The sequence below is a fragment of the Brevibacillus sp. Leaf182 genome (genome assembly GCF_001423865.2).
Taxonomy (GTDB): Bacteria; Bacillota; Bacilli; order Brevibacillales; family Brevibacillaceae; genus Brevibacillus; species Brevibacillus brevis_C.
In genome coordinates this window covers 335,215-354,531 of sequence record NZ_LMPN02000023.1, presented here as the reverse complement: position 1 = coordinate 354,531, position 19,317 = coordinate 335,215, and the positions used below count along the sequence as shown (strand labels likewise).

16 protein-coding genes and 1 pseudogene are annotated in these 19,317 nt (G+C 44.8%); 4 read left to right on the top strand and 13 right to left on the bottom strand.

Annotated elements, in window-relative coordinates:
• Window positions 1–27 precede the first annotated feature (27 nt).
• The gene (gene fakB, locus ASG16_RS15085; protein ID WP_056496634.1) at window positions 28–873 is read left to right on the top strand and encodes a fatty acid kinase binding subunit FakB; all 846 of its coding nucleotides are present in this window, start codon (window positions 28–30) and stop codon (window positions 871–873) included.
• An 88-nt stretch (window positions 874–961) separates the two neighbouring features.
• On the opposite strand, the gene ASG16_RS15080 is transcribed toward fakB, so the two are convergent.
• The 4 genes from ASG16_RS15080 to ASG16_RS15065 all read right to left on the bottom strand — a co-directional run bounded on the left by ASG16_RS15080 (window position 962) and on the right by ASG16_RS15065 (window position 8,176).
• Window positions 962–3,526: a KAP family P-loop NTPase fold protein gene (locus ASG16_RS15080; RefSeq protein WP_056496637.1), complete on the bottom strand. Its 2,565-nt coding sequence runs from the start codon at window positions 3,524–3,526 to the stop codon at window positions 962–964.
• A gap of 359 nt (window positions 3,527–3,885) precedes the next feature.
• Entirely contained in the window at window positions 3,886–4,812 is a 927-nt protein-coding gene (locus ASG16_RS15075; RefSeq protein ID WP_056496640.1) for an NAD(P)-dependent alcohol dehydrogenase, read from the bottom strand.
• 81 nt (window positions 4,813–4,893) lie between these two features.
• Window positions 4,894–7,554, bottom strand: a complete 2,661-nt coding sequence (locus ASG16_RS15070) for a winged helix-turn-helix domain-containing protein (protein ID WP_056497390.1) — start codon at window positions 7,552–7,554, stop codon at window positions 4,894–4,896.
• 118 nt (window positions 7,555–7,672) lie between these two features.
• Window positions 7,673–8,176, bottom strand: a complete 504-nt coding sequence (locus ASG16_RS15065) for a hypothetical protein (protein ID WP_056496643.1) — start codon at window positions 8,174–8,176, stop codon at window positions 7,673–7,675.
• 145 nt (window positions 8,177–8,321) lie between these two features.
• On the opposite strand from ASG16_RS15065, the gene ASG16_RS15060 reads away from it, so the two are divergent.
• Window positions 8,322–9,023, top strand: a complete 702-nt coding sequence (locus ASG16_RS15060) for a response regulator transcription factor (RefSeq protein ID WP_056496645.1) — start codon at window positions 8,322–8,324, stop codon at window positions 9,021–9,023.
• Window positions 9,013–10,368 carry a sensor histidine kinase gene (locus ASG16_RS15055; protein ID WP_056496648.1) on the top strand — a complete coding sequence of 452 codons (1,356 nt, stop codon included), beginning with the start codon at window positions 9,013–9,015 and terminating at the stop codon, window positions 10,366–10,368. Before ASG16_RS15060 ends, ASG16_RS15055 begins: the two co-directional genes overlap by 11 nt.
• Before the next feature lie 509 nt (window positions 10,369–10,877).
• On the opposite strand, the gene ASG16_RS15050 is transcribed toward ASG16_RS15055, so the two are convergent.
• The 3 genes from ASG16_RS15050 to ASG16_RS15040 all read right to left on the bottom strand — a co-directional run bounded on the left by ASG16_RS15050 (window position 10,878) and on the right by ASG16_RS15040 (window position 12,748).
• Complete coding sequence (locus ASG16_RS15050; protein WP_056496651.1) at window positions 10,878–11,327, bottom strand: SRPBCC family protein; 450 nt, start codon at window positions 11,325–11,327, stop codon at window positions 10,878–10,880.
• Window positions 11,328–11,414: 87 nt separating this feature from the next.
• Window positions 11,415–12,227, bottom strand: a complete 813-nt coding sequence (locus ASG16_RS15045; protein ID WP_241970763.1) for a DUF4253 domain-containing protein — start codon at window positions 12,225–12,227, stop codon at window positions 11,415–11,417.
• Between the two features lie 74 nt (window positions 12,228–12,301).
• Window positions 12,302–12,748 carry an SRPBCC family protein gene (locus ASG16_RS15040; protein ID WP_056497395.1) on the bottom strand — a complete coding sequence of 149 codons (447 nt, stop codon included), beginning with the start codon at window positions 12,746–12,748 and terminating at the stop codon, window positions 12,302–12,304.
• Between the two features lie 216 nt (window positions 12,749–12,964).
• Between ASG16_RS15040 and ASG16_RS15035 the strand changes: the two genes are divergently transcribed.
• On the top strand, window positions 12,965–14,437 hold the full coding sequence (locus ASG16_RS15035) for an MFS transporter (RefSeq protein ID WP_056496654.1): 1,473 nt from the start codon (window positions 12,965–12,967) through the stop codon (window positions 14,435–14,437).
• Window positions 14,438–14,473: 36 nt separating this feature from the next.
• Here ASG16_RS15035 and ASG16_RS15030 read toward each other — a convergent pair whose 3' ends face one another.
• The 6 genes and pseudogenes from ASG16_RS15030 to ASG16_RS15005 all read right to left on the bottom strand — a co-directional run bounded on the left by ASG16_RS15030 (window position 14,474) and on the right by ASG16_RS15005 (window position 19,235).
• Complete coding sequence (locus tag ASG16_RS15030; RefSeq protein ID WP_056496658.1) at window positions 14,474–15,679, bottom strand: MFS transporter; 1,206 nt, start codon at window positions 15,677–15,679, stop codon at window positions 14,474–14,476.
• Between the two features lie 74 nt (window positions 15,680–15,753).
• Window positions 15,754–16,305 (bottom strand): MarR family transcriptional regulator, encoded by a 552-nt coding sequence (locus ASG16_RS15025; protein ID WP_056496661.1) that lies wholly within the window; start codon window positions 16,303–16,305, stop codon window positions 15,754–15,756.
• Between the two features lie 77 nt (window positions 16,306–16,382).
• Window positions 16,383–17,046, bottom strand: a pseudogene (locus tag ASG16_RS15020) (formylglycine-generating enzyme family protein).
• Window positions 17,047–17,048: 2 nt separating this feature from the next.
• Window positions 17,049–17,417, bottom strand: a complete 369-nt coding sequence (locus ASG16_RS15015; protein ID WP_056496664.1) for a DUF4180 domain-containing protein — start codon at window positions 17,415–17,417, stop codon at window positions 17,049–17,051.
• Between the two features lie 11 nt (window positions 17,418–17,428).
• On the bottom strand, window positions 17,429–18,085 hold the full coding sequence (locus ASG16_RS15010; RefSeq protein WP_056496667.1) for a TetR/AcrR family transcriptional regulator: 657 nt from the start codon (window positions 18,083–18,085) through the stop codon (window positions 17,429–17,431).
• 130 nt (window positions 18,086–18,215) lie between these two features.
• Window positions 18,216–19,235, bottom strand: a complete 1,020-nt coding sequence (locus ASG16_RS15005; RefSeq protein ID WP_056496670.1) for an AraC family transcriptional regulator — start codon at window positions 19,233–19,235, stop codon at window positions 18,216–18,218.
• Between the last annotated feature and the right edge of the window lie 82 nt (window positions 19,236–19,317).

Genomic DNA, 19,317 nt, shown 5'->3' with positions numbered 1-19,317 from the left:
TACTAAATTGGGGGAGGACATGTTTCCTTGAAGAAAAAAATTGCCTGGGTTACAGACAGTACCGCGCTCATACCTGATCACATCATGGAAGAGCATGACATCTACGTCGTTCCACTGGAGATTATCTTTGAAGATGGCACTTATGAAGACGGCATTGATTTAACGCCTGAACAGCTCTATAAAAAAATTGTACAGGCCAATTATGCTCCCAAAACGTCTCAGCCTTCCTTAGGAAAATTTGTGACACTCTACGAACGATTAAAGGAAGAGTATGAATGCGCGATTGCTGTCCACCTCTCCTCTGATCTGAGTGGGACCTACAATACAAGTGCAACAGCAGCCAAGATGGCAGACTTCCCTGTCGAGCCGGTAGATTCCAAGCTGATGTCGTACCCGATTACCTCGATTATCTTAAATGGCATCGAGCAAGCGAAAGAAGGAAAAAGCTATCAGGAAATTGCGGCTTCCTTGCGCGAGGAATATAAAAAGTTTGAGAACTATATCCTGGTAGGCAGTCTCGACCAGTTTTACAAGGGCGGCCGAATGACCGGACTACAATATTTCATCGGCAATTTGCTTCAGATCAAGCCGATTTTTCAAATTAAAGATGGACTGTTTGAAGTATATGAAAAGGTGCGTACCGAAGGGAAAGCGGTCAAGCGCATGCTGGAACAGCTAGAGAAAGCCAAGCAAAATTACTCCGTGAAGCGCGTGCAGATTTTGCATGGCAACGTCTTGGACAAAGCGCTGGAACTGAAAGAGAAAATTCAAAGCAAGTACTCCGATGTCGAGGTGTTGGTTGGACCGATCAGTTCCACGATCGGTGCGCATGCTGGGATGGGGACGTTGGCGTTGGCTTGGCGGAATGAGTAAGGGGCTACAGTAGTAGTAGGTAATATAAAAATAAAAGTCGCTCGGTAAATACAGCTTTACCTGAGCGACTTTTATGCTGCTTGAAATCTTACTGAGCAATTGCCTTCTTATTTTTCTCTAGGAAATTCTCAAAGCGTAGTTTAATAGCTGCTGCTCGTTCGGGAAGTCCGTAATCTGATATTTCCTGAAGAGCTACTATCAGTCCAACTTCCCACACAGCAGATATTTCTTCCATTTGACGTAGACTGTACTCAGCATAATCATAGCTCCAATTATGAACATACGACAAAATAACTTTGACTGGATCTTCTTCATTGTTTAGGGCTTGCTTTATTTCATTTCTTCCATAAATTTTTCCGTATGATTTGACATCACGTTCAATATATTCAACAGGTACAAAACTGATTAAATTAGCATATTGCCTGAACAACATTAACTCCTCATCGAGCGAAGTGCTTATCAAAATCGATGCCATCTTCCAAACTGGTAAATGCTCAAACCAATTCTTAAATCGCAATCTAGTGTCTTCTAGGTCTTCCACCTCTTTCAATATATCAAATACAGCTTTAGCGTGTAGGTAATCCATATTTATCCAGTCATTAGCAGTTATCTTGGTCATAATAAATTTACCAATTATTCGTTTGATTTCCAGTTCATTTACTCTGGATCTATAAGCTTGCATTGCTAATATGAGGTTGTCTTTATGGGTAAAAATCAGATTTAGCGCATCGTTAGCTACTTCGCTATTTAGTAAAGAACGAATCAACTCTTCCCTTAGTTCTTTTACAGAAGAATGAATGTTTTCTACTTCAAACTGTTCTAATAAAAAGGTCAATAGCCTAAAATTAAGATCTTCACGCTTATCATCTAAATCCCACATGAGTTTTACATTCGTTTCTTCAAGATTACTACTTACAACCATTTCTTTATAGACATCTGCTGCAATATCTAGATTACCTGTGAGCAGTACCTCATAAAATGCATTTATGATCTTCTGTGATAGTTTACGATCTGAAACAGAATACATGAAGTATGTATTAAAATGCACCTCAGAACTTATTCTTTTATGCCTGTGTTCTGTTATGCTAGCTGATTTACCTGTTAGACCGGGAAACATACGCTCCAACCACGGTAATAAGCGAGAGTATTGTGTTCTAAGTTGCTCGAGTGTTGCTTCGTCTTCTTTGGATTTTTCTTTTACCTTACCTATAAACAGCTTTGGGTGTTTATATATGAAAGTGAATAGCTCGGGATTATCAACTTTAATAGCTAATAAACTAATAAGATCTTCGTGATAGGTTTCATCCTTCAACAATGGCAAGTGGACTTGAATGATATTGATTAATCGTTCAATGTTTCGAGGTGAAAATTGAAATTGAATAAGCATTTCCCATATAAATCCTTCACTCAAAACAACATTGTTAGCTGTAAGAATGGGCTGTATTCTCCTCAGTAGAAATTTATGTAATTTGGCAGGATCTACTTGTGGAAGGTACACGGGCACATGAATAAACTTTTCGATATATTTGAGACCAGTGTTGATATCATAATCTTTGGAATAATGCTGTGCTAATGATTTCGCAACAACTTCTTCATCCATTGCTATTAGATATGTCGTATTTGGAAAGTCCGCAATTAATCTCACTAATTTGAAAACCATTTGGATTTCTTTATTATCCAAACGATCCAAATCATCTATAAAGACTAAGATAGGGATGTGAAGTGATTTTAGTGAATCCACAATCCTTTCTCTCATCGTTTGGGCTTCCGCATACTCTTTTGCCAACTCAGGATTATTATTAAACTCCTTAAAATTGATAATCATCCCTGGTGGTCTTAAACTTAACGGCGTAAGATACTTTACATATTCCGTTAAGTGTTTCATTAGATCAGATTCATCCTTTAAAGCATCGTTGTTTCTTAAGTTGTGGATCATTAGTTTTAGAAACTCAGGTATGATATTGTAATGATCTTTTCCCATATACCAAGGATGAAATCGGATTACAGTCACTTTGTTTCGATCAATGTATTTATCCTCAATCATATCGAAAATGGAAGATTTACCAGATCCCCACGGACCATATAAGCCAATTGTTAAAGCATGATCTGTCGAAGTGTTGATTCGTTCATGTAACATAGCTGCCAAGTGTCTGGAAAAACCATCTCGATTTAATTCATCTGCTCCGGTCCTTAGTGAAGGTCTTGAGATAAAATGATCGTCTTTTGACACTTTAGTAACAACAATATGTGTTCTCTCTGTAACTTTATCTTGTCGATGATTTCGAAATAACAAAACAAAAAAATTAAAAACAGTTAGATAAATTGTTATATCATAAAGGTTTGACCAGAATGAACCCGTTAACCATTTATTTTGATCATTAATAATGTATTCCAAGACCGACCCTAAGATAGCGGCAGGCAGTATAAAATGTAAAATCCACTTCGTATACAGAACTTTGGTAGGGAGAACCCACAGGGCCCACCCGATTGTAAAAACAATCAAGCTATATAAGATAAGAAAAAATTGCATTTGAAGGCTTGTTATATTGTTGAGTAGAATTGTCGGGGCAGTCATTCTTAAAAAGGTACATATTCCATAGAAAAAGAGCCCTAAAATGACAAAAATAATGTAATATTGTTTTTTACCGAACATGAACTTTTACCCCACCCTAAATACTATTGTTTTTTATGGATACTTAACTACTCTTCCAGCCATATCTAATTTTTTCAATACTGATTTTTAAATTAACCTTGATCTAAGTAAACTCTAGCCTTTAAAAATCAATACCCAATTAAAAGAATTATTAAACGAGGAAGAACACTTAGCAATATTATGCCTATTGACCCTGATCAGTCTATATTCTTTAATTCGACTTTTTCAAAGAGGCAAAAAAAACACGCCCACCAGGCGTATTTTTAATTTCTGGAAACGTTGCTACACAGGATCATTTTATTTTTGCAGAATTTTTACATCTTCAATTTATTCCAAATATGTGTATTTTGATAGTTAATTTAGACTTTGTTATCGTTACCTACTATTATCACGACATTCCCCTTCTTCCGCCCTGTCTCCACATACCTATGTGCCTCCTGTATTTGTTCCAGCGAATAACGTCTATCAATAACCGCTTTCATCTTCCCTGCCTCCGTCAACTCTTTAAGAAAATCCAAATCCTCCGTCCGCACCTTTGCAATCCCTTGCCCATCCACTGTCAGGAATATCCCGTTTGGTGTCAGTACTCTTACGCACTCCGATTTCGTTGCTTTCCCAACCGCATCAAATACAATGTCATACCGTTCTTCTTTTTTCGTAAAATCCTCTTTCGTGTAATCAATGACGGTATCGGCCCCCAACGATTTCACCAAATCGAAATTGGCAGAACTACATACCGCTGTCACCTCAGCTCCAAAATACTTGGCAAGCTGTACCGCGGAGGTCCCTACTGATCCAGAAGCCCCGTAGATCAGCACTTTTTGCCCCTTTTGAAGCTTTCCTTTTCGAAAAAAATGCAAGGCGGTCGTTCCCCCAAAAGGAATCGCGGCGGCTTCTTCATGTGTTACATTGGTCGGCTTTACCCCCACGATTGCGTTTTCATGCAGACAGATGTACTCCGCATGCGCACCGCATCGCATCCCGCTTAATGCATAGACTTGGTCGCCTTCTTTAAATCGTTTGACATGTTTGCCGATCGCTTCGACTTCCCCAGATAGCTCTACACCGAGAATAGGGTTTCTCGGTTTTGTGAGACCGAGCACGAGGCGCATGGGAATCCAGAGCAAGAACGGACTTTTGAAGGCCCGTATTCTGCAGTCTCCTGATGTAACAGTGGTTGCATGAACGTTTATCAGGATTTCATTATCTTTAGGCATAGGCTTCTCTACTTCTCTTAGCTCCAAAACGTCTGGCGATCCGTATTTCGTGCATACTACGGCTCTCATTGACATCCTCCTATCTACTTTGCCATGAGTATAGCGGGAGCGCGGTATTGAAATACAGATACTTAAGTATGGTTTTGGAATTTACAACAAGCCCAACTGGCGAGCCCGTGCGACTGCTTCCGTACGCCGCTGTACCTGCAGCTTGTCAAAGATATTCCGGTTATGCCCTTTCACCGTGCTAAGTGCAAGAAACAGCCGCTGGGCAATGTCACGATTCGATAATCCTTTTTCAATGAGCTGCAAAATTTCAAGCTCTCGCTCACTAAGTGGCTCGATCAGGGAATCAGCATGGTGGGACGGATTCGAGTTGCCCCCTTCCCTTTTCGGCTCTTCCTCTTTCCATTCCGAAAGCAGCTTTTCTATATAACGTGGCATCGTTCCATAGACTGCCGGATCACACAATAATCTTTTCATCGAGATACCCTCGTCGACGAAACTGCGAATAAAGTCACCCGGCCCCGCTATTCCCAAAGCGTTTTTCACCATTTGCACAGCTTTAGCCTGATCACCCTGCGCATGCAGAACAACTGCTAGCAAAAGCATGATCTTGAATCGTTCATCCTCTACTTGTTTTGCCTCTGCCTGCTCGAGTAATGGTTCGAGCACCGCAAGTGCTGCGGACGTATCTCCCTGAGCTAGAAGTACACGAGCTTGGAGTATGGGAAGGCCGTGCTTCTGTGCCAATCGGGCTGCCGCTGTCAGGTTGTCCTGCTGAAGTAATATAAGGACTTGTGCTTCGGCAATAGGGGGCATCTGCATGACAAAGCAATGCTTTCGAGCAACATGCTCAGCATTTGCAATCATGGCAGCCGCTCCACTAACGTCTCCCTGTGCTAGCTTCAGTCTTGCCAGAAACACCTGCGCTGCCACTACTCTGTCCGTTTGTTCCAGTTGACCTGCTAATTGAATGGACTGTTGACCATGATGCTCCGCTGTATGCAAGTCGTTCCATTCATAAAAAATCCGGGCCAAGCCTAGATGCGCTTCACAAGCAGCGGGTAAGGGAGGGGAACCAGCCAATTTTCGTACATGCTGATAAGTCTCAGCCGCCATATGGAGCTGATTATCTGCCTCCTGTAGCTTCGCTAGTCCAAGCGTAGCCATCATGGTGATCACGACATGGCCAATCCTTTCACTGTTCGATAATGCCTCATGGTAAGCCTTGCTGGCTGCGGTACGATTCCCCTGAAGGTGATAGGCATACCCCAGTGACCAAGTAGTGGCTGTGCGGACAGGCAAGTTGTCAGGGTGCAAGTAATCCAAGGCTAGCTTGGCCTCGGCCATGATGATCTCTGATTGGTGCTTGCTCACAGCTAAGGTGGCGCGTATAGCAGCGATATGCCCAAGAGTATCTCTGGAGCTGGCTTCTGGCTCCAAACCTTGCAGTGCTTTTTCTGCGGCTAGCAATTTCGGTTCAACGCCAGTCATTTGACCGGTCATCAGCAAGGCTGAGGCGTACATCACCCACAGCGCTGGCCTTGCATCCATCTCCTCATGTGGTAAAAACTCCAGCCAGTTCAGTACAGGAACTACCCCTCCACGAAAGAGCAGCGGCATCCTCTCTCCCTCCACCAGTCGGGCTGCTCGCGATGTATCATTGGCTGCCACTGCATGGTGAAAAGCTTCCATCTCAAGACCATTGTCTTCATACCAAATGCTTGCACGGGTATGTAATTCTGCCACGATTCCCTTGCCTTCGCTTGTTGTCGATGAAAAACGCTGACGGAGCCTATGCCGCAGCAAATCAGCAAAAAGATGGTGATAACGGTACCAACGCCGCTCGCTGTCCAGTGGGACGATAAACAAATTGGCGCGTTCAAGGAATTCTAACGTTTCCTGGCCTGAACCTGAACACATATCGCTTCGGCCCAAAACAGCGTCACAAAGAGGACCGGACAATCGGTCCAGGATGGCTGTATGCAGCAAGAATGTTTGAATCCTTGCAGGTTGCTGGGTAAGTACTTCTTCCACCAGATAGTCGAGGATAAAATGGTGACTGCCCGAAAAAGTTGGAAGGAAGGTTGCGACATCTATTTGTTCTTTCATGGAAAGAGCAGCTAACTGTAGACCGGCAATCCAGCCTTCTGTGCGGGCTTCGAGCAGGGCGATGTTTTCTGACGACAGGTGCAGATTCATGACATTAACTAAAAATTCTGCTGTCTCCGAATAGGTAAATCGCAAGTCTGAGGCGCGTACTTCAGTCAATTGATTCCTAGCACGTAGCCTGGCGACCGGAAGTCGTGGTTCCTCGCGGGTGGAGATGACCAGATGCATCTGTAGAGGCATACGTTCAAGCAGCAAAGTGATGGCCTCGTCGATCGGGCCAGCCTTAATCAGGTGATAATCATCAAGAACGAGAACAAATTGGGTGGGAATAGCAGTCATTTCATGAAGCAGTGTCGTCACTATCGATTCGATTGGGGGTATTTGAGGGGATTGGAGCAAAAGAAACAAGCCTGCTCCAATATTCCGCTCAATCGTTTGTAATGCAGCGATGAGGTATGAGAGAAATCGTGCAGGGCCATGATCCCCTTCGTCCAGCGAAATCCATGCGACAGGGCGATTGCAACCCATAAGCCACTCGCTCGTCAGCGTCGTTTTTCCGAATCCAGCGGGTGCGGAAATCAATGTCAGTTTCCGATGTAGGCCCTCATTTAGCAGTCCAATCAGTCGTTGACGGGTAACGACGTTTAATCGTAACGGTGGCATGTATAGTTTTGTCGTTATCAATGGCATCGTCATACTGGAATTATAATAATCCCAATCTTGCAGCGTCAACAAAGAGTCAACAGACTCCCCACGCCTCAGCATACGAGATTTTGTTGTCTTTCATGGCCAGACTGTCCCTTTCAAGCGTTGATCATTTTTTGATTTTACCGAACGGTTTGAGATAAGAGATGGCGGTCATAAAGACAAGTGCCACGATATTTGCGACTGCACCCCCGAGCAAGGAATAGCTCGTCATGAGAAACCCTGCATCTTTCAGAGCCACCATTCTCATTTGATCCGCCCCTTGAATGAGATTGGATAACCAGTTGCCCATGAACTTGATTCCAAACAAAATCAAGAAAACCGTCAAAATGAGCTTGATGACAATCCAGTAATGTTTGAAGAGCCCCCATTGTGTCCATATGGAAAGGACAATACCTGATAGTAAAGTGACCAACGCCGTATATCGAATCAAGACCACATCGATCAAATGCATATTGTCCAGTGTGTAATATAGCTGCTCTCCATTACCGGACAATAGCATGTAAGAGCCGAGTACAAACATGCAAATGGCCCCTCCCAGCCAACATACAACTGACAGAACATGAATCGTAATGATCCATTGCTTTTGTTTAATCGAGAATTTGAATTTCATTTTCCCATCCTCCCCTTTTGCTGTTGATGCTACCACCAAAATGTTGCGAACTTATGGTGATGATCTGGAGAGGTTATGATGGCTCTATGTACGCTCCTATCCTGTTGTATAATAGGAAAAAATTGAAAAAGATAGGGGTTTGAAAATGGGGATCAAGGTTTTGATCGTGGAAGATGAGGAGAAGATCTTGTCGCTGATGGAAGCCTTCCTTCAGTCGGAAGGGTACGATATCTTTCCTGCACAAGACGGGAAAACCGCAATACAGCTTTTTACCCAAATCAAGCCGGATATTGTCATCCTGGATTGGATGCTCCCCCATATGAACGGTCTGGATCTATGTCGTCACTTTAGACAGCTCGGCGAGCCGGGAATTATCATGGTCACGGCCAAAACAGAGGAATCAGATAAAATCGTCGGCTTGGAAATGGGAGCGGACGATTACTTGACGAAACCTTTCAGCTTGCGAGAACTATCCGCCCGAATCCGCTCTTTGTTACGAAGAATGAACAAAGGTGGAAACGGCCACGGACGACCTTCTGTCCTTCGAAGAGGCGAACTAACGATTCACGAGGAAAGCTTGCAAGTATTTAAAGGCAAACAAGAACTGCGGTTAACTCCAACCGAATTCAAACTCCTTCACCTGCTGGCATCAAAGCCTGGTCGGGTATACAGTCGAATGCAATTGCTTCAACACGCCTTTGAGGAAGAATTCGTCATCGACGAACGAACGGTTGATTCTCATATTAGCAAGCTGCGCAAGAAAATAGAGGATGATACCGACCATAATGTGTTCATCCAAACGGTTTACGGGTTTGGATACCGGTTCGGAGCAAACCATGAAAATTAGAACGAAGCTGATGCTGTCGATGAGCATTTTGATCGTCTTCATCATGCTCTGTCTACTCGCTGTCACTCACATCCAGTTTTACATTGATCGCGATCTAGTTTATTTGGAAGAAAGAGCGCTTTTTGATTCGTTGCGAGAGGAGTTCGAGCAATACTATGTGAATCACGGTGAATCCTGGGATGGAATTGAGGTTCAGGCCGGAGCATTCGGGCATAGCCGTGAATTTGTCGAGATTGCTTTAGTTGCAGATGATAAGATGCTTTATCAGCAAGGGAGCTTGAGCCTTCGTGACCTCCGGGACCAAGGCTATAAATTACCCCTATACGGCCACAACGAGCAGAAAATCGGTCGGCTATATCTCATGAATGCCGCCCAATATAAAACGTACGAATTCAAAACGATGTGGTACAGCATTGTACCTGCCATCGCTCGCGTATCGATCCTCTTCACTTGCCTTGCCGCTTTAGTCACCATTTTCATTTTATCCTGGAGGCTGACCAGACCAATACGCGAGATTATCAAAGGAATCGATTTGATCAAAGTCGGGAATCAAGAGGTTTCCTTTCCCATTCACAGAAAGGATGAATTCGGGGCAATTTCGAGAGCTTTACAGGAGATGAGCGATAGCCTCACAAGCCTGGAACGATCCCGAAAGCAGTTACTATCCGATGTCACTCATGAATTAAAAACACCGCTCATGATTATTCAGGGGGAGTTGGAGCTCGCCCAAGATACGGGGACCGCGCTTTCCTTTGAAAAGCAATCGTCGCTGCTCGATGAAGTGTTGCGGTTATCGCGCATGGTGAATGAAATCTTGGATCTGTCCAAGCTGGAAGCTGGGGGCACGCAACTGTATCCGAAAACCGAGAACATCGTCATGATTCTGAATCAGTTGGTGGAAAAGACCCAATTCTTGGCGGAAGATAAGCAAATCCGTCTCACCACGCATATCTCAGAGGAAGTCATAGAGGTGTCCGTAGAGAAGCAACGTATTCTTCAAGCTCTTTACAATCTCTTGATCAATGCCCTCCATTACACAAACCAAGGGGGATACGTAAAGCTGCATGTTGACCGGGTGTACAGGCAAGACCGCCAGAATGAGTATGTCCGAATCCTAATAGAAGATAACGGAACGGGCATACCCGAGGAGGACCTGGCTCTTATCTTTAACCGCTTTTACAGATCAGACCATTCCAGAGCTCGTCCAAGCGGCGGTACAGGTCTTGGGCTCGCGATCGCACAACAAAATATCTTCGTGCATCATGGGTGGATTGAAGTTTACAGCGAGGTGGGGAAAGGTACTACGTTTTCGGTGTTTTTGCCAGCACTTCCTGTTAAGAATTAAATTTGTAAGTTCCAAAATAAAAACACGCCTAAGTGGCGTGCTTCAGAGTGTAGAGAAAGTCCCCTTCCGAAAAAAGGGGACTTTTCCCTTGATTTTAGGGGGTACAAGTATGTCTCCCCATCCTCGTAAAACTCGTTAGGAGCGATTCTGGAAGGTCAAATTTTTTCTGCCCAATCCGCGAAATTCAGGATGGGGGGTTCACCTCGCTATCATGAAAAAAAGCTTCAACTTGGAATGCTTCTAGTACGACATTCGCATAACCAAGAAAAATAAGATAACGATATCGAAAATAGTGCCTAGTAAATATCGAACCAAATAAAATTCCCAGAACCGGTTTCCTCCCACTTTCTACCTCCAAGTTTACTTGTATTACTTTGCATATCCATGTAACACTATAATTCGTTGCTGTAAATTAGTAGAACTTAGATGGATTTGAAAAACAAACGAAAGATCTAGCCATTACGAAATATTAACGGCTAGACCTGCTTACAGATGTATTCACATTTTCATTACTTAAACGTAATTTTGTTTATGCGCTTTGCGATCGCTTCCACCAATTCCCTCGTTGTCTTGGGAAGATTCGATTTCAGAATAGAATTGATCATGGGACCTTTCACACCATGTGCAGTGATGTCGAGACACCCCGTCATTTTCGTCCGCGCCTCCCCCAATGCTTTTGCTTGGAAGTAGCCATGCCCGGTGAAATTCCCACTGATCCCCGTCAAGGTAAACCTCACCTCGGTCGGAGGCGTCCATTCGGTGATATCCACTTGCAGGCTGATCGTTTTCTTCATAATGCCGATATCGCCTGTAAACGTCCAAGCGACACGACGTTCATTGATTACCTCGTGGCTGATGTAGCCAGGTACCAGTGGAACCCAGTTCTCCACAATACTCACAAACTGCCATACCGCCCCGATAGGCAGGTTCAGCTCCACATCATGTATTCCTTGAGGCATGATTTGCTCATTCCTTCCCCCAGTGTTCTTTAGTATCTTGTTATGTGTATTGTCGAAACACGGGAGATATTTCAGGAATATGGCGAGTTAATCCCACCAAAAATACCACACATCCTGTTTCATTAAATAATCGGCGTAATGCCCTAATGAAGGAAACTCATCCAAGACGTACTGACAAAAGATGAAATGCTCTTGTGCCAGCTTTAGGGCATCCTGGTAGGTCTGAGGTCTTGAACCGGCTTGAAAAGTCCACGTATCCTCTGTCACAGCGAGAATCTTGATCCCATACGCCTCCTGCCAGTGCTTTACGATAACGGACTGGTAAACGGGTAGTGGGCATTCATTATAGCCGCCCATTGGGACCCACAACGGCGCTTCATAACCAGATGCTAACGGTAATTCCAGGACAATCAAGGCCTCATCCTCTAATCGATCCTGCACCCATTTTTCACTGATTTGAAAAGATTCCGTCTCTGTTTCACTGCGTTGTTCATCGATGAGCTCATGGCCTTCCCATATAAGGGAATACGCCTTATAGATTTCTTCAAAGTTCTTCCCATCCAAATTTTTTAACTCGGATGAAATGTCTGTATACAAAAGTCGAGAGTTTACAATTCGCCGAAAAGCATCCTCCACGGATAAGCTATGAACTTCCGCTAGCTGGTTATGTACATAAGCAGAGAGTGATCCCTCTTCGTCCACCGCTTCTTCTATCATCTCAAGTATATTATAGCTAGGCAGGACCAAGATGCTGTGCGTATCTGCCTTTGTAGCAGGTACCGAGAAATCTTCCGTAGCAACTACTTCTATGTCACATACCTTTAGGTAATTCGACAACTCTTCTACCATCGTCACACCTCTTTTTTCTGTTGTTTTGTTCAAAATCATAGGATTACTCATCTATTTTACTTCCATTTCCAGATAGAGGGGAAATGAACAAAAAGACATAGGAACAGGAGGTGCAGTTTATATGCTTATTCCCTCTCCATCATGGAGACATTTTTCCTGATCTCGTTCAGAACTTCTTCCCAATGAAGCTTCATTTGTTCCCTTGTGTTCATATTATCCAAATTCTCTTGATGAAAACTAATCGTCGTTCGGTCAGGCTTGTCGGATAGCAGCCGGATTTGCAATGTGGACGGCTTTTCCCATTCCTTCATCGACCACTTTAAACGAAACTGCCGGAGCGGCTTTACAACACGAAATTGACCCGATATTCCATCGCTGGAAGTAAAGGACTCCCCCTCACTAAAGGTAAGGTCCGATACATGTCCAAGCCATAATTTCACCCCTTCGGACGAGGTTAAAAACGCCCATGCCTGTTCCGGGGTAACGGACATCGTCCTGCGTACACCTACCTGGAAACCCGTCGCTGCCGTTTGTCCAACCATTTTGCCTGATTCGGTATTTGGATTCTTCATCTTGAACACCTCGCCCATCCTGTTTGTTAGCACAAGCTTTTCACGAATACCATGTCGCCTATCAACAGTATAGGGTAACTTCTTTGCTTTTCACATAATGAAAAGTGACCACCCTCATGATATCGACACAGGAATGACCCGAATTTGTTCACTTTCTTCATCAAAAAAAATGTTAGGATAGAGGCATCACTTCATAAAAAATGAGGAGAGTCACAAGTGCGGGTACATCCAATTTACTTTTTACGTCTTACAGGCCTGTTAGATGGCCTTTCCTTATTAGTATTGATGGGCATCGCGATGCCGTTAAAATACGTGTGGGGCTTAGACAAAGCCGTAACCATCACTGGAAGTATTCACGGCGGGATATTTTGCTTGTATGCTCTGGCGATACTCTACGCGGCCATTCGCGTGAGATGGAGCCTGCTCTGGTCTCTAGCTGCGTTACTCGCCGCTTTTGTACCGTTTGGAAACTTTTTTCTGGATCGCAGACTGAAAACGGCACAGGATGTGTATCCTCTGAAGCCGTTTAATAATGCCCTTCTCGTATACGGCATCGTTTTTTTCTCGTTCTTTGATTTGTTCTCGCAACTGCCGGTCATGAGTACATTTGCTGCTTCCGTAGGTGCCAGCTCATTTGTTATAGGCTTTGTCATTGGTCTGTATTCGTTAGCTAATACCTTTGGCAATATTATCTCTGGCATGCTGACAGACAAGGTTGGTCCATCCAAACCTCTGTTAATTGGATTGGTTTTATCAAGTTGCGCCTTGCTGCTGTATCACATCGTCGATCAGCCGTTTCTGTTGATTATCGTGCGAATCATCCACGGATTTGTTGCCGGTTTGATCGTTCCTGCTGCTTTTACTTTCTCTGCGAATAACACCGCACATGAGCAGCAAGGACGAAAGGTTGCTTTCACCGGTACCTTCGTGGGGCTCGCAGCGATTATCGGGCCTGCATTCAGCGGCATCATGGCAAGCAAAACCTCCGTGCCGTTTGTCTTTACATGTGTAGCTGTTATGGGCTTTTTCCTAGCCATCCTGTCCGTCATTTTTTTGCAATCCACTAAGGCCTGCAAGAAAGAGAAGCTTACGAAGGATGTTCCAACCTCAGCCCTGATCTTTAATGCTGGGATCATTAAGGCTTACGGCGGTGCCTTTTTGCTCATGTTTTCACAAGGTGTGATCGCTTACCTTTTGCCCTTGCATGTGCAATCGCTTGGATACGATTCGAAATTAAGCGGTACATTAATGAGCACGTTTGGGATGATTGCCGTCCTGCTTTTTGTACTTCCGACCAACCAGATTTTTGATCGTGTGGCCCCCTCCAAAACGATGTCCATCGGAATTGGTTTCATGGGCGTGAGTCAGTTGCTCATTGGTCAATCCAACACGACATTGGCATTGTACTGCATGTTAGGACTATATGGGATAGGCTTTGCTCTCTTGTTTCCCTCTGTCAATACGATGCTCATTCAATCGACGCCGCAAGAATTGCGGGGGAAAGCACACGGTTACTTATACGCCTTCTTCTCTCTCGGTGTGGTCGTCGGCTCAGGCCTTTTAGGCTGGCTGCCCTTCTCCATCGAGGAAGGGTTTCTGTTCACAGGAAGCCTGCTGCTCGTGTTTGCCCTTTTCATTGCCATGCACAAGCAGCGAGAACGCTTGCTGAATCAACAAAATAATCGATAGTAGCCGTCATTTGTAACAACAAAACCTCCTCAACCACTATGCTAGTGGTGAAGGAGGTTTTGTGCTTATGCTCTCAACTGCGGAATCACTGCGAATCAGGCATGCAGCCAACAGACCAATCCCTAGTACGATTGCAAGCAGTACAAAAGTAAGTTCATAGCTGCCAATATTCATAAAACGGATGGACAAGATCGGCCCAAGACTTGTCCCCGAAAACAGGATAAACGTATAAACCGAAACAGCAATTCCCCGCGATTTGCCCCCTAGCTGTCCAATAAGTGTGATCAGGGAAGGAACGGATAACGCAATTCCGGCAACGAAAAGCACACTCGTACCGATCAAAAGAGACAAGTTCGAAATCATACCGAGGGAAGCCATACTGACCACTGCCAGACCTAACCCGCAGCGTAGCACGGTACGTAAGCCAAACCGTTTTGCCAGCCCGCCCGCCATCGGAGAAATGAGCATGCCCACTACACCAATCGATCGAACAAGCAGAATATCCTTGTTGCTCAGCCCAAAATCAGGTCCCGCCAAATAACCGCCCAAGACCGTATACATATTAACGAATGACATAAGCAATACAAGAGCGATTATGTAGCTCCAGACGATATTTTTTTGTTTGAACATGGAGGGAATTTGCTTAATCGGCTCCCAAATATGAACGGTAGCAAGGGGACTCGCTTCTTTTGGCAGCCACTTCATCACCACGAGTAGCGTCACGAAATAGATAGCAGCAAGCACATAGAATACAGCGTGCCAACTGTATTGTTCACTCATTACGGTACTAATCACTTGACCAATGATTCCTGCCGCTAGAAATCCTGTGCTGATAAATCCGATTGCCGTTACCCGTTTTGCCGCAGGGAACATTTCCACAGCATAGGCGAGCGCAACAGGCGAGAACGTAGCAGCGGCAGCACCTTGCAAGCTCCTGAGGACAATGATCCATGCGAAATCATTTGCACTACCAAGCAACAGAGAAAAGAGAGCCAGGGCAATCAGCCCGATCACAATAACATTTTTGCGGCCATACTTTTCAGACAACGGTCCATAAATCAGGCACCCAATGGCAAACCCAACCGAAAATGCGCTGCCTACTGCTGCTGCCTGTGTCAACGTAATATGGAAAAGATCGGAAAATATGCTCATAAGGGGAATCGTAACATATAAGCTCGACATGACGACGATTCCAGACCAGCATAGGATTGCCGTCATGAGTGAGTAGTTTCGCTGTGACATCGCACACCTCTTTTTTAAATAGTTACACACATTATAGTTAGATTATCTAATTATATTCACAAAAAAATATGATCTTATCTTCCCACCCCCAGTTTCTTTTCCATGCTGCTATTCAACTTCATCAAGATTTTTTCCAGCAGCATCCGTTCTTCCTCTTCTAATTCACTCATAATGGAGGCGCAGGCAGACCAGAAAACTGGCAGTGCTCTGGCTACTAATTCTCTGCCTTCCTGTGTTATCTTGACATGAATCCTGCGACCATCCAGCGTGCTTTGCTCCCTGATTATCCAGTGCCTTTTTTCCAGCCAGTCCAGCAAAGCTGTAACAGAAGCACGCCGAATGCCCAGCCTGTCTGCAAGCGAAGAGGGGGTGATAAGTTCTCTGCCTTCATGTAACGTAAGCAACAGCAATACGTCCAATTTACACTCCGTTATGCCGAGTTTCTCCAAATTCAAATCAATGACGTCTATGACGTTATCCCCCAGCCATAGCATCAATAACCCCAAATGAGCCAATTTGCGATCCGTATTTTGCAGAGCTGTTTTTTCCATCAGATTCAAATACGGCTGAATACCAAGCTTCGGCAATTGATCGGCTGTATGCTCCCTCTTGTTTTTTCTGCTCATGATCCACCCTAAATATAATTAGATTATCTAACTAAAATCAATGTAAAGGATTTTTTTGGATTTTGCAACCCCCTATCTCACAAGGACCTGGCAAGACGAAAGCCGAGATCATCAATTCGAAATGTGGGGTGACTGCGTCGGCGGCAAGTCGCCCCACAGGCCTCTGGCCTCTTCTGCCCAACTGCCACCGCGAAAAATTCGGTAGGAGCCATAGACGCTTACATCGTAAAGGTCCCAGCACCACTCCCAAACATTTCCCAGCATGTCATAGAGCCCCCACGCATTCGGCAGCTTTTGTCCTACCGGATGTGCTGTACCCTTAGCATTCTCTTGGTACCATGCGATCTCATCGAGCTCGCCGTACCGATAACCACCCGTCCCTGCTTTGCACGCGTACTGCCATTCCGCCTCTGTCGGCAGACGATAGCCGTCCGCTTCCCCGTTCCATACGACACGCTCACCATCTTTACTTATCGAGTAGCATTCCGTGAGACCCGCTTGCTGAGATAACAGATTGCAAAACGAAATCGCATCGTTCCACGAGACATTGACAACAGGAGCCTCCGGGTGCTCATTCGGTCCAACTGCTTTTTGTACAACCGAGAAGTATAGCGCATTCGTAACAGGAACCGGTGCGAGTAAAAAAGCGTTCACCTCAGTTGTCCATGTGGCCTTTATCCGATCGTCCCGTAATTCAATTTGCCCTGCGGGGATGTCCACCATGGTGTACGCCCGTTCCATCCCTATTTCACCTGGCTTAACTTCTCGATCGCCTGTTCTTCGGTCGGCAAGAAAAAGATGTCGTTTCCGTTGTTGGATTCATAGATGAAGTCTTTTAGACTTTTACTTGTGTACACCGAAAAATCACCTACAATCGCTACTTTCACGCGATAATTGATGAACTTTTGCAGGATCTCGCCAGCAAGGCGTGTTTTTAAATCGAAAAAGCTTTCGTTAATCAATGATTTATTTATAATGATACGATTACTGTCTGCCTCATAGTGTACGGTTGCAATCAGATCCAGGGCTGACTGCACATCAATAATCAATACCTCGCTTCCACTCACGATCGCAACGTTTCCCACGGCTGCTTCTACCTTTGTAATATTCATGTGTACCCTCCTCACTTTCTATTGATAATCTGCCTCACATAATCCTCACAAATATATCGGTTATCTTCGCCGTTTGCTGGCTGAACGCTCGCCACTCGAAAGAAGCTCAAGCCCACAACCATCGCCATAAGTCCGTAGGCAGCGCTTTGCGAATCCTCTACAGACATAAGCCCGGTTTGCTTGCCGTAATCAAAAATCTTGGTGATGCCCTGCAAATCTCTTGTATAACTTTTCGCAACCACTTCTTGGAGATTGGGGTCCAATGCGGCTCTGGAGAAGAATTGCACAAAGAGTCTTGCTTGATCTTCATGCGGGATGTACATGTCAGCGATGCCATCCAACTGCGAAACATTGATCCGTTTTTCCTTGTCGTCCACGTACGGCGGCAAGATGTGCGCAAGCGTAACGTCCATCATTTCCTGGGCTGTCATGGTGTTCTCAATGTCAGATTCGATTTTTAAGCCATAGTAGGCCAAGAATGCCTGAAAGGCTTCACTCGTCAAATTATCCTTATTCTTAAAATAATACGTGACGACACCCTTTGAGCAGTCCGCATACTCCGCCACCTTATCCAGCGTCATGCCATCAATCCCGTGATTGCTAATACAAGTGAGTGTCGCATTGATGACATCTGCTCGGCGCTTTGGTTCCATTCCTAATTTGGGCATGATATTACCTCGTTTATTTATACTGTACGGTCGGAATAAAAAAAGTGTACACCATGATTTTCCAGTTTGTCAAACAAATAGGCTCGACAACACAAAAAAACACGCTTACGCAGCGTGTTCCATCATGACGTTACATGGCAAGTGCCTGACGACTGATCCGATATTGCCCCGGTGTCAGCCCCGTCCATTTCTTGAAAGCATTTTGAAAGGCGCTTGGATCTGAAAAATGCAGCAAATACGCAATCTCTCCAATAGAATGCTCCGCTTGCTGTAAATACCCCATCGCCATTTCTTTGCGGACATTCGTGGACAATTCATGGTAGGAAGTGTCCTCCGCCTTTAGTTTTGCTTGCAGGGATCTCGTACTCATATGAAAAGCAGCGGCAGTCTGCTGCAAGGTCGGAAAAGCCGCAGGCATACATCCCATCATCCATTGAAACACACGGTCCGAAAATTCCCGCCCTCTGATCAGCTTCTCTCTAATTTCTTCCGCGATTGGTTCAAAAGCTTTACGCAGCCTGACATCTGAATACAGGATCGGGTATTGCAAAACTTCTTTGCCGACCAATAGCCCATTTTCTTCTCCACCAAAGTAAGGCTCCATTCCGAACAAATTCAAATATGGAACGATATCATCCGGAGCGTCGTGCGTGAATTGTATCGCCTGTAACGGAATGGCGCGATGACTCATATGGACAATCAAGTGGTACAAGGAGCTGACCATATCCTCCATGCAATGTCGAGAAACGCTCCCCGGGCTTTGTCTATGAAACCGCAGGAAAACATCCTTCCCCCGCTCTTCCCAATCCAGCTCGTATCCGCTGCAAAGAATCACGTGATACCGCTGATAAGCCTTCAATGCATCGACGATTCTCTCCGAATGCATCATGACATAGCCAAGAATGCCCAGATCGGCAATATCGGTTAACTGTCCTTGATACAGTCCGAAATGATCATCCTGCGTGTATATGGCAGCTTCCTTCATCAAACGCTCAAGCTCCGCTTCATCAATGCGCGCCTCTACATCTTTTAGCAGGCTACCGTCGAAAGAAATATGATCACAAAAACGCTCAAAATCAAGCTTCCTGTGAGTAATTGTTTTCATAATCGGATACACCATCGAAATCGCAAACCCATGCGCATTTTCCAAGTACGGAACCTCCTTTGCGTGAATCCACAACATTTATGCGCTTTCGATCATTCATCTGCTCCATTCCACACGATATGCTGAA